The sequence below is a fragment of the Actinomadura rubrisoli genome, assembly GCF_004349215.1.
GTDB lineage: Bacteria > Actinomycetota > Actinomycetes > Streptosporangiales > Streptosporangiaceae > Spirillospora > Spirillospora rubrisoli.
Genome location: NZ_SMKU01000339.1, coordinates 1 through 10329, shown reverse-complemented (window position 1 = coordinate 10329; position 10329 = coordinate 1). Strand labels below are relative to the sequence as shown.

The following is a 10329-nucleotide window of genomic DNA, read 5'->3' as shown; positions in this document are numbered from 1 at the left end:
GCAGAAAAGACGGCGTCCCCAACAAGGGTCAAAACTGCCAAGACTTGCGGTGGCCGGCTATCAAATGCCAGGCGAGGGGGATGGGTCTCACGGAAGCTCCTGGGGATGGCGGGGAGGGGGGTCGGCCCAGGATGACGATTTCCGGAATTGTGCAGAAAAGACGGCGTCCCCAACAAGGGTCAAAACTGCCAAGACTTGCGGTGGCCGGCTATCAAATGCCAGGCGAAGGCCAGTGCGATCGATGTGCATTCGGCGAATGACGGTAAGTGACGGCCTCCACAAGTTCCTGTTCAGCTCCCACGGCGTCACTGATTGTGAGCATCGGGCGTGCTGCGTATTCAATCCAGTGGATATCGGCCGGGATGCGGTGCACGGACATTTCCACGGCGAATGGCGGGACGAGCGTCCCGAAGGCACATCCGGCGTCACCCGTGGCCGGGACCCGGAGGCGGGTTCCGAGAAGGAAGGCGGTTCCCGGAACCCGCCGGAAAACGCCCTAGTGGCTGTCCGGGGTGCGGCGTCGGCGCGCCAGGGCGACACCCGCGGCGGTCACCACGCCGCCCGCGCCGAGCGCGAGCAGCACGGGCGCCGGGCCCCTGTCCGGCGCCCGATCGCTGACGCCGGTGGTGGGCGAGAAGCCGCCGAGCTTCCCGGAACGCTGGTACGCGGAGCCGGGGAGCTTGTCGGCGTAGCGGCCGTGCACGAGCTTCTGGTACGACCCGACCGTCACACCCTTGGCGACGGACGTCTTGGCGGTGTCGTTCAGAGCCGTCACGCGGCCGTCCTTGAGCCGGTACCAGGCGTGGATCTGCGGCTCGGTGAACACCATGCCGCCGTCCGCCTTCGCCGGGTACACGGCCTCTTCGGAGCCGGAGATCACGTTCATGATCGTCCAACTCGCACCGGACTTGGTCAGCCACACCGTCGCGTGCTGCCCGGTCGCCGACTTCGCGCCGACCGCCATGTAGGCGAACCGCGCGGCGGGAGCGTTCGGCGTCCCCTTGACGAACTCGGGGTTGAGCGAGTAGACGCGGTGGACGTCACCCTCCAGCGTCGGCGCCTTTGCCGCGATCGCCGCCGGTGTGACGGCCTGGTTGGTGAGCTGACCGCGCTGGTGCTGGTCGAGGTGAACGAAGAACTGCCCGAGCCGCTGCTGGGCCGCCGCGGACGAGGCGGCCTTCTGCGCGGCGGCCTCGTCCGAGGGCGGTGCCCCGGCCTGTGCCGCGTTGCCGCCCATGAGGACGGTTCCGCCGATCAGGGCCGCTGCGGTGACTTTCGCTGTGGTCCGCATGTCACGCCCCCACCTTCGACAGGGCCTCGCCCCAACGGAACTCGCCATTGCGCTTGTAGCTGCTGTGGCTCATCTCGCCGTACCTGGGGCTGTACGGCCACGGGTCGCCGTAGGAGAGGATCTGGCCCTGGTAGCCGTAGATCACCTGGGCGTGGCCGCCGCCCGCCGTCCAGTAGATGCCGGTCTCGATCGGGCGCTTCCCGTCGATCTCGGCGACCACGGCCTGGTACGACAGCGGCCCGGTCACCTGGCCGGGGGTGAGCCCGAGCGCTCGGAACGCCGTCTGGTCCCACTCCAGATAGCCGGCCTCGTTCGGGCAATCGCTGCCCTGCGGGAGGTTCCGCGCGAGGTTGCAGAAGTCGTTCTGGCTGACGTCTCCCTTGCCGAGGAACTTGGCGATGGTCAGCCCGCTCGCGGCCCAGCACCACTGGTCCTGCTCCTGGACCTCCTGGTCGATCTGGAGTTCGCCTGCCCAGGCGACCCCGGACGACATCGCGAAGGTGGCAGCGGCCACTGCCGCGACACCGGCCGCGAACGGCCTGCGTTTTCGGGCAGGTCGGATACGCGTTCTCATTCGCTTCCGCCTCTCTCTTGGCTAGCGCCGTGGGACCTCTCGCCTGGGCACGGGTGCGCGGACGCCCTCTCTGCCGAACGGGAGCACTGGCCGTCGGAGGACGAATGGCGCACCTCGCGGGTCCTTCCGGTGCCGGGTGACTTTCGGGCGGGGAGCCCCGGGCGAAAGGCCGAAGGAACGCCATTACAGTCTCATTTGCGACAAAACACAGGTAATGCCAGCAGGGGATAACTGATGTCTATACCCCTGTCGCCGCAGGTGAGGCAGGGTGACGGTGACGTGTGGGCCCCGGACGCGCCGCGTCCCGGCGTAACGGCCCCGGGCGATCTCCCAATCCGATGGTGGATGCCTTTTATCCTCACGGCCGAAGCCGGACGGACAGGGGGTCGCCGACGCCGATGTCCTCGGATCAGGCGGGGTTCACCGCGGCGAGCTTGGCGGGGTTCATCATCCACAGCACCTGGTCGATGCCCTGGTCGGAGGCGGTGACGGTGAGGACGGCGAACACCTCGCCGTCGCGGCCGAGCAGGGCGGCCGCCTGCCCGTTCACGCTGCCCCACCGCACGTCCACCCCCGTCCAGAACCGGTCCGCGAACGCCCTGACGTACCGTGCCACCCGGGACGCGCCCACCACCGGGAAGCGGGACGCCCGGACGGCGCCGCCGCCGTCGGAGTAGCTGACCGCGTCCGCCGCCAGGATGTCCTCCAGCGCGGCGAGGTCGCCGGCGCGGGCGGCGGCGACGAAGGCGGTCAGCAGCCTGCGCTGGTCGGCGCCGGTCACCGGCGCGCGGCGCGCGGACCGCAGGTGCGCGCGTGCCCGGCTGACGAGTTTGCGGGCCGCCACGTCGCTGACCTGGAGGATCCCGGCGATCTGCGGATAGGGGTAGTCGAACGCCTCCCGCAGCACGTACGCCGCGCGCTCGGTGGGTGAGAGCCTCTCCAGCAGGAGCAGGACGGCGAAACCGAGGGCTTCGCCGCGTTCGGCGCCGAGGTGCGGGTCGGCGCCGGTGTCGACGGGTTCGGGCAGCCACGGGCCGACGTAGGTCTCGCGGCGGACCCGCGCGGACCGCAGGACGTTGATCGCGAGCCGGGTGGTCGCCGTCGCCAGGAACGCGGGGACGTCCTCCACGGTGCCCCGGTCGTAGGTCTGCCAGCGCAGCCAGACGTCCTGCACCAGGTCCTCGGCCTCGGCGGAGCTGCCCAGCATCCGGTACGCGATTCCGAACAGGCGCGGCCGCACGCCGTTGAACGCCGCCGCGGCCGCTTCGAGATCGTCCCGCCCGCCGGGGCGGTTCGCCGCCCCCGTTCCGCCCATGCTGGTCGCCCCCGTTCCGCCGGCCGCCGCGCTCGTCTCACCCGTTCTTCCCGTCGAACGGCTACGACAAGATACGCGAGCGTTCTCAACGGCCCGCCCAGCGGGTGAACCGCTGGGCGGGGAGAGACCTGCGGGCGGTGGCGGCGGTCGTCACGTGGGCGGGTTGTCCTTCAGCCAGTCGGCGTACTTGACCTCGCCGAGGGTCGCGTCGCCGACCGGCACGAGGTCCGGCTCGTTCAGTTCCGCTCCGAAGTAGTGCGCGTGCGGGTCGGTGACGACCTTGCGCGGGTCGCCCCAGGTCTCCAGGGCGTTGCGGAAGAAATCGTCCATCTGGGTCCGCTCGGGGCCCGCGATCTCGATCGACCCGTTCAGCGGCGAGCCCACCGCGACCCGGCCGACCGCCTTGGCGACCTCGTCGCCCGCGATGGGCTGGAAGGCCACCGACGGCATCCGGACCGTGTCGCCGTCCGCGGCCCCGTCGGCGATCCTGCGGGCGAACTCGAAGAACTGCGTCGCGTGCACGACCGAGAACGGGATCGGCGACTCCTTGATCAGCCTCTCCTGGGCGATCTTCGCCCGGAAGTAGCCGATGTCGGGCCGCCGGTCGGTGCCCACCACCGACAGCGCGACGTGGTGGCGCACTCCGGCCGCCGCCTCCGCCGCCAGCAGGTTGCGGGTGGAGGTCTCGAAGAAGTCCAGCACCGCGGCGTCCTCGAAGGACGGGGAGTTCGACACGTCGATCACCACGGACGCGCCGGCCAGCGCCTCGGCCAGCCCTTTGCCGGTGAGCGTGTCGACGCCGGTGTTGGGCGAGGCCGCCACGGCCTCGTGGCCGTGCTCGCCGAGCCTCGCCACGAGCTTCGACCCGATCAGGCCGGTGCCGCCGATTACCACGATCTTCATGACAAGCCTTCCTGTCCGCCGGGGCGCCCGTTCGTCCTCCGGTCGCCAGCTAAGACAGGACAGCCGTCCGGCCTGTGACAGGTCCGGCGAAAGACCTCCAAGGTCGGTGCCGGTGATCTGTGTCACCGCACCCGCGGGTCCGTCACTGCACCTGCAAGTCGATGCAGGCGTAGAAGGCGTTGGCGGTGTCGGCTATGTTCCAGACCGCCAGCACCTTCTGGCGCCCGGTCACCCCGCCGAGATTGACCGTGTGGGACGAGCCGCGGCCGTTGAACACGCCGATGCGCTTGCCGCCGAGGTAGTACTCGTAGTCCCTGGTGCTGTGCTGGGCGGTGAACGTCCAGTTGAAGGTCACCGACTGGCCGACGGCGGTGGGCTTCCACGCCTTGCTGTCGTCGTCGAGATCGGAGAATCTCGCGTTTCCGCCGCTGCAGCTTCGCAGACCTTTCGGTCCCTCGACGCTCTGCGGCTCCCACTGGATTTCGCCGCACTGGACGGTCCTTTGCGCGCACTGAGCCTGCCGGCTCGGCGGCGAGGAGACGTAGCCGTGGGCGAAGGCCGAGGTGGCGGGCAGTACCACGGTGACGAGAGGTGCGATTCCCACGCCCGCCGCGACCGCGGCGAGCCTGCGTCCTGATGACTTCATGCGGGGTTCCCTGTGTTCGCGGGGTGGACAGGTTTTCTCCCGGTCACCGGCTCGCGCGGAGCCGATAAGGGGAAGCCGGGGCGAGAAGGGCCGCGACTCCGATAGGCATGGCCTTGGCGGGGCGGGCGATGGAGGGGAGCGGGGCATGCGGGCTCCATCAATAGGAAACTCTCCTATTAGGTGACTGGACGTTAACTCTCCGTCCCGTCAAGGGCAAGACGTCGCCGATGCCCGCGGATTCGCCCATGCCGTACCGCCGCAGGCCAACACCCGAACCACTCCGGCGCACAGGAAATAATCGTCAAGGCCTTCCGAAAACCGGGCGATCGATCGGCAATACCTGCCTAATCGATGCGCCACGGTATCTGGGCGGCGGGCTGGGCGGCGCAGCGGAAAAAGCACGCGCCGGGCGGTCCTGTCTTTCCGCACGCGCGTTCGGTGGTGAGCACGCCGCGGCCGTCCGCTACGCCGCCGACCATTTCGCCGCGACGCCCCGGGCGGTCGGGACGCCCCGGGCGGTCGGGACGTGGTATTCGGCCACGTGAGGCGCGTCTCCGGAAACACTCGTCCGGGTCGGCCGGTCGCCTACACTGCCCGGCATGGAGGACGAGGGCAAGCCGGGACTGCCCGCGCCGGCCGATATGGATCCTCGCCGGTTGCACAGGGCGCTCACCCTGCTGAGCAAGGGCGAGTGGTGGACGCCGGCCGCGCTGGTACGGGAGACCGCGGCGCCGCGGCGGGCGGTCGAGGCACTGCTCGCCGAGATCGGCCCCGAACGCTCCGGCGACCGGTTCCGGCTCGGGTCCGACCAGGTCCGCCGGTATGCCGAGGTCCTCGATGCCGGGCGTCCTCCGTTCAGCCCGGCCGACCCCGTCGAGCATCTGCTGCCCGAGCACGCCGCGGTCGTCGAGCGCCTCCACGAGCTCATCGAACGCGCCCCCCGGAGCAGGCAGGCGCTGGACCACGTCGCGGCGACCCCCGAGACGGTCGTCCGGCGGGCGCTGCTGCTCGGCGCCCGGTTCTGGCTGCGGGACACCCGCCTGCTGTGCGTGGGCGACCACGACCTGACCTCGCTGGCGATCGGGATGATCCACCCGCACGTCCAGACCACGGTGGTCGACATCGACGAGCGCATCCTGGCCTTCATCGACTCCGCGGCCGCGGGCCTCGGCCTCGATGTCCGCACCCGCTGGGCCGACCTGCGGCTGGGGTTGGCGCCGGCGGCCCGCGGGTACGCCGACCTGGCCATCACCGACCCGCCGTACTCCCCCGACGGCATCGGCCTTTTCGTGGCACGGGCCATCGAGGGGCTGCGCGAGCCGGCGCGGGGCCGGGTCCTGCTCGCGTACGGGGCGAGCGAGCGCACCCCGATGCTGGCGCTGAAGGTGCAGAAGGCGCTGCTGGACCTCAACGTCGTCTCCGAAGCGGTCTATCCGGACTTCAACCGCTACTTCGGCGCGGAGGCCATCGGCTCGGCCGCGGACCTGTACATCCTGCGGCCGACGACCAAGAGCCTGCCCGCCGCGACCGCGCGGAGCGAGCAGGTGAGCACGGCCATCTACACCCAGGGGCCGCAGGCGGTGGAGTCGCGGGAGCCGGTCGCCGTCCCGGTCGACGAGGTCACCGCCGGCGGCTTCCAGCCTGACGCGCTGGTGGGCGGATGGCCCAAGGGCGTGCTGCCGAAGCTGCCCCGGGTCCGGTTGACGACCTGGCTGGCCAAGCCGTACGCCGCCCGGTTGGGGCAGGTCGCCGTCGCCCTGCCCGCGGGGTTGGAGTCGGCGTTGCCGCGCGTGCTGCTGGCGACCCGCGCCGGGCACCTGCGCGTCTACACGGCCGAGGAGGTCCGGCTCGGCGAACTGGCCAAAGTGCTGGACCCCGTGTACGAGCTGGCCGCGCGAGGCGGCGTGCTGGAGGCCGTGCGGCGTCCGCTGCCGCAGGACGAGGCCGAGCGCGTGGTGCGCACGATCATGGACCGGGCGCACGGGAAGATCGCGAACTCCTGGCGGGACGCGCTGATCGTTCTGCGGCCGGAGCTGAACAAGCGGCAGGCGCGCACGGTCGTCGACGAGACCGCGCCGTGGGCGAAGGACGTCACCCTGCTGGAGCTGCCGCTGCACCGGCTGCGCGACCTGCTCGGCGCGGTGCGCGATTCGCTGGTCCGCGCCGAGCGCGCCGTCCAGGAGGCCGTCGCGCAGGCGCCCTCCGCGGATCCGGCGGCCGCCCCCTCACTCGGACCGGGCCAGTAGCGCGAGCCGCGCGTTGACATCGGCCAGCCGATCGTTGCCGATCAGCAGGTCCGGACGATCCACGCGACCGAGAAGGGGCCGTCCTCGGTGTAGCCGCCATGCCGCACACGCGCAAGGCCGCCGGAGCGACGTCCACCGCCGTCCCGGACGCGGCCGGCTTGAGGGACGTGTGCCCGACCGTGGCCGTCGCCTCGCCGTCCAGGAGGGACTGCGCGAGCCGGGCGGCCTCCGCGAGCTGCGCCCGCAGCCCGGTCAGCCGATGACGTCCGACGGAACGGCGCCGATCGGCAGGCACCGCCGCTCGTCGCGGAAGCTTCCTGCCGCCTTGCGATGAGTTTCCGCTCCAGCCATGGTCAGACCTGGTGACACCACACAACGATCAAGGAGCGGTTCCATGCGGAGAATCACCGCCGGTCTGTTCATCTCGCTCGACGGCGTCGTCCAGGACCCTCAGGACTGGCACTTCCCCTACTTCAACGACGAGATGGGCGTGGCCGTCTCCGAGCAGCTGGGCACCGCGGACACGATCCTGCTCGGCCGCAAGACCTACGACAGTTTCGCCGGCGCGTGGCCGGACCGCGAGGCCGCCGGTGGCGATGACGCCGCCATGGCCAAGGCACTCGGCGACGCCCGCAAGATCGTGGTCTCCGGCCAGGACCTGAAGTTCACCTGGCGCAACTCCGAGCAACTGCACGGCGACATCATCGAGGCCGTCACCGCGTTGAAACTCCAGGAGGGCGGGACGGACATCGCCATCAGCGGATCGGTCTCCATCGTTCGCCAGTTGCTGGCCGCGGGCCTCCTGGACGAACTGTCCCTGCTGGTCCACCCGATCGCCGTCCGGTCGGGCATGCGCCTGTTCGACGAAGGCGAGCCGATCCCGCTGAGGCTGCTCTCCTCCAAGACGTTCACCACCGGCGTCTTGCACCTCGTCTACGCCCCGGCTGAATCGGCTCCCGAGGGCACCTATGACGACGCGAAGGCACATCTGCCCCAGCCGGAGAACAGCTGACGCCACAGAGGGATCTCAGTGAGGCCGTCCGCTCCCGCGTCAGGGCCCTTCGCCGGTGGACGCGTTGACCGCCTCCAGGGTGTCGCCGTCGCGCACGTAGACGATCCCGGACCCGACGATCAGGTCGTCGGCGTCCATGCCCCGCCGCCAGCGCTGCGTCCCGGTTCGCGCGTCGAGAGAGATCAGCGCGTTCTCGTCGGACCGGAACCGGCGCTTCCTGAACGAGGCGACATAGGCGGCGCGGTCGTCGGCCCATGCGATGTCCGCGCCCGAGTTCGTCGTCTTCCGCCAGAGGCGCCTGCCGTTGGTGAGGTCGACGGCTGCCATCGCCGTCCGCTCGATGTAGTGGAGGAAGCCGAGCTTGGTGGCGTCCCACCACACGTAGGCCATGTCTCCGAGGACGAAGAAATTCGCGTCGGCTCCTACGTTGAAGGACGACTCCCAGCGCCTCCGCCCATTCGTGGTGTCGAAGGCGTCGAGGCCGTCCTCACTGAGCACGTAGAGGCGGGACCGCACGGGCAGCGCCATGGCCCAGGAGGAATAGGCCGCCGAGAAGTCGCCGTCGTCGTCGGAGACCCGGAACGGGATGTCCCAGCGCAGGCGCCCCGTTCCGGACGCGTATGCGCGGATCCGGAGCCCGTCGGCCCCCTTCCCGATGACCGTGTAGACGTGCTCGTCGTCGGACGTCACCAAGCGGGCGTCCCCCTGCGTGGCGCGCCAGCTCGCGCTCGACCCCGCGGCCATGGAGACCAGGGTGTCGTCCTCCTGGCCCGTCTTCCCGGACGCGATGACGCTGACGCGGTCTCCGTTGATGTCCGCGCCGCTCCCGCAGTGGCCCGCCTTCAGCGTCCTGTCCGCGAGCCGCGTGCCGGTCACCGCGTCCACCAGCGAAAGCCGGACCTCGCCGCCGCCCGGCGGCCCGGTGCCGTCGATCACCACAACGTGGCCCGTGGGGCCGGACGGCCCCACGCAGCCGTCTACGCTCAGCGGAATCCGCCAGCGCCGGCTCCCCGACATCGGGTCGAGCGCGCTCAGATGCGTGTCGCTGCGGGTGAGCAGCACGGCGCTGTACCGGCCGATGGCGACCTCTGCCTCGCCCGACTTCGACTTCCAGCGCCGCTTGCCGGTTCGCGGGTCGTAGGCGGCAGCACCGTCGGATTTCCCGATATACAGCAGCCCGTCGAGTATCACAGCCCTGCCGTTCACGTTGTCGACGGACCACGGCTGGAACCCGGCGCCTGTACCGGCGTTCCCGCCGTCGAGGACGACCACGAGAGTGATCACCAGCCCGATGGCCGCCGGCACCGCCCAGCCCGTCCAGCGTGGCGGACGGCGCGGCCGTCGTTCTCCGGACGGCTGGGGCGGCCACGATAACGGCGCGCGCCTCGTCACCACCCGGCGGGGCTCCGGCGCACGCGCTGGCGCGGGTTCCGGTACGAGCACCGCGTCGGATCGGGGCACCACGTCGGATTGGGGCACCGCGTCGGGTTCGGACACCGCCTCGGGTTCGGGCACCGGACGAGGTGGGGCCGGCGCCGGGGAGTACAAGGACATCTCGGTGACGTACTCGTCGATCATCGGGGTGTGCGGCCCTGCCGCCCAGTCCGCGGGGTCCGCCGTGACCGAGTCCGCCAACTCCTCCAGGAGCCGGTCCGGCGTGGGACGCTCGGACGGGCGTTTGGCCAGGCACCGGGCGATGAGGTCGCGCAGCGCCGCCGGGACCGGTGCCAGGTCGGGCTCCTCCTGCGCCACGCGGCACAGCACCTCGCGCAGGTCGCCGGCCCCGAACGGGGGGCGGCCGGTGACCGCGAAGTACAGCACTCCCCCCAGCGAGAACACGTCGCTCGCGGGCTGGACCTCCCGTCCCTCGGCCTGCTCGGGCGACATGTAGCCGGGCGTCCCGACCAGTCCGCCGATCGTCTCGGTGCCGTCGGCCGCGTGCACGATCCCGAAGTCGATCACGCGCGGCCCGTCCTGGGCGAGCAGGATGTTGGACGGTTTGAGGTCACGGTGGACGAGCCCGGCCTCATGGATCGCCTTGAGCGCCTCCGACAGCGCCGCCGCCAGAGCGGTGACCATGGCCCGCGGCAGCGCCCCGTGCGTCACGACGACGTCGTTGAGGTCGGGGCCCGCGACATGCGCGGTCGCCAGCCAGGCCGGCCTGCTGTACGGATCGGCGTCCACGACCGGGGCGGTGTAGAAGCCGCTGACCGCCTTGGCGGCCTCGGCCTCCCGCCGGAAACGCGCACGGAACAGCGGGTCGTCGGTCAGGTGGGTGTGGATGACCTTGACAGCGACCAGCCGTCCCCCTGGCGACCGCGCGAGGTAGACCAGGCCCATCC

Annotated in this window: 8 protein-coding genes; 2 read left to right on the top strand and 6 right to left on the bottom strand. The window is 70.9% G+C overall.

The genetic code is table 11. The features are described from left to right. Nucleotides 1-496: 496 nt before the first annotated feature. From E1298_RS38475 to E1298_RS38455, 5 genes are all read right to left on the bottom strand, one after another. Entirely contained in the window at nucleotides 497-1291 is a 795-nt protein-coding gene (locus E1298_RS38475; RefSeq protein WP_131902319.1) for a hypothetical protein, read from the bottom strand. Nucleotide 1292: 1 nt separating this feature from the next. Next, a complete protein-coding gene (locus E1298_RS38470) occupies nucleotides 1293-1805 on the bottom strand; it encodes a papain-like cysteine protease family protein (RefSeq protein ID WP_207945090.1) in 513 nt (170 codons plus the stop codon). Nucleotides 1806-2274: 469 nt separating this feature from the next. Further along, the gene (locus tag E1298_RS38465) at nucleotides 2275-3180 is read right to left on the bottom strand and encodes an RNA polymerase sigma-70 factor (protein WP_131902317.1); all 906 of its coding nucleotides are present in this window, start codon (nucleotides 3178-3180) and stop codon (nucleotides 2275-2277) included. A 150-nt stretch (nucleotides 3181-3330) separates the two neighbouring features. Then, a complete protein-coding gene (locus E1298_RS38460; RefSeq protein WP_131902316.1) occupies nucleotides 3331-4083 on the bottom strand; it encodes an SDR family oxidoreductase in 753 nt (250 codons plus the stop codon). A gap of 142 nt (nucleotides 4084-4225) precedes the next feature. Continuing rightward, nucleotides 4226-4729, bottom strand: a complete 504-nt coding sequence (locus tag E1298_RS38455; RefSeq protein WP_131902315.1) for a lytic polysaccharide monooxygenase auxiliary activity family 9 protein — start codon at nucleotides 4727-4729, stop codon at nucleotides 4226-4228. A gap of 599 nt (nucleotides 4730-5328) precedes the next feature. On the opposite strand from E1298_RS38455, the gene E1298_RS38450 reads away from it, so the two are divergent. Continuing rightward, a complete protein-coding gene (locus tag E1298_RS38450; protein ID WP_131902314.1) occupies nucleotides 5329-6975 on the top strand; it encodes a bis-aminopropyl spermidine synthase family protein in 1647 nt (548 codons plus the stop codon). A gap of 394 nt (nucleotides 6976-7369) precedes the next feature. Next, nucleotides 7370-7987: a dihydrofolate reductase family protein gene (locus E1298_RS38445; RefSeq protein ID WP_131902312.1), complete on the top strand. Its 618-nt coding sequence runs from the start codon at nucleotides 7370-7372 to the stop codon at nucleotides 7985-7987. 39 nt (nucleotides 7988-8026) lie between these two features. Here the strand turns inward: E1298_RS38445 and E1298_RS38440 are convergent. Beyond that, a partial coding sequence (locus E1298_RS38440; protein WP_131902310.1) for a protein kinase domain-containing protein occupies nucleotides 8027-10329 on the bottom strand: 2303 nt, incomplete at its 5' end.

What these genes read in the sequence shown, in the direction of transcription:
- E1298_RS38475 (WP_131902319.1), bottom strand. Translation starts at nt 1,291, where the DNA reads ATGCGGACCACAGCGAAAGTCACCGCAGCGGCCCTGATCGGCGGAACC.
- E1298_RS38465 (WP_131902317.1), bottom strand. Translation starts at nt 3,180, where the DNA reads ATGGGCGGAACGGGGGCGGCGAACCGCCCCGGCGGGCGGGACGATCTC.
- E1298_RS38460 (WP_131902316.1), bottom strand. Translation starts at nt 4,083, where the DNA reads ATGAAGATCGTGGTAATCGGCGGCACCGGCCTGATCGGGTCGAAGCTC.
- E1298_RS38455 (WP_131902315.1), bottom strand. Translation starts at nt 4,729, where the DNA reads ATGAAGTCATCAGGACGCAGGCTCGCCGCGGTCGCGGCGGGCGTGGGA.
- E1298_RS38450 (WP_131902314.1), top strand. Translation starts at nt 5,329, where the DNA reads ATGGAGGACGAGGGCAAGCCGGGACTGCCCGCGCCGGCCGATATGGAT.
- E1298_RS38445 (WP_131902312.1), top strand. Translation starts at nt 7,370, where the DNA reads ATGCGGAGAATCACCGCCGGTCTGTTCATCTCGCTCGACGGCGTCGTC.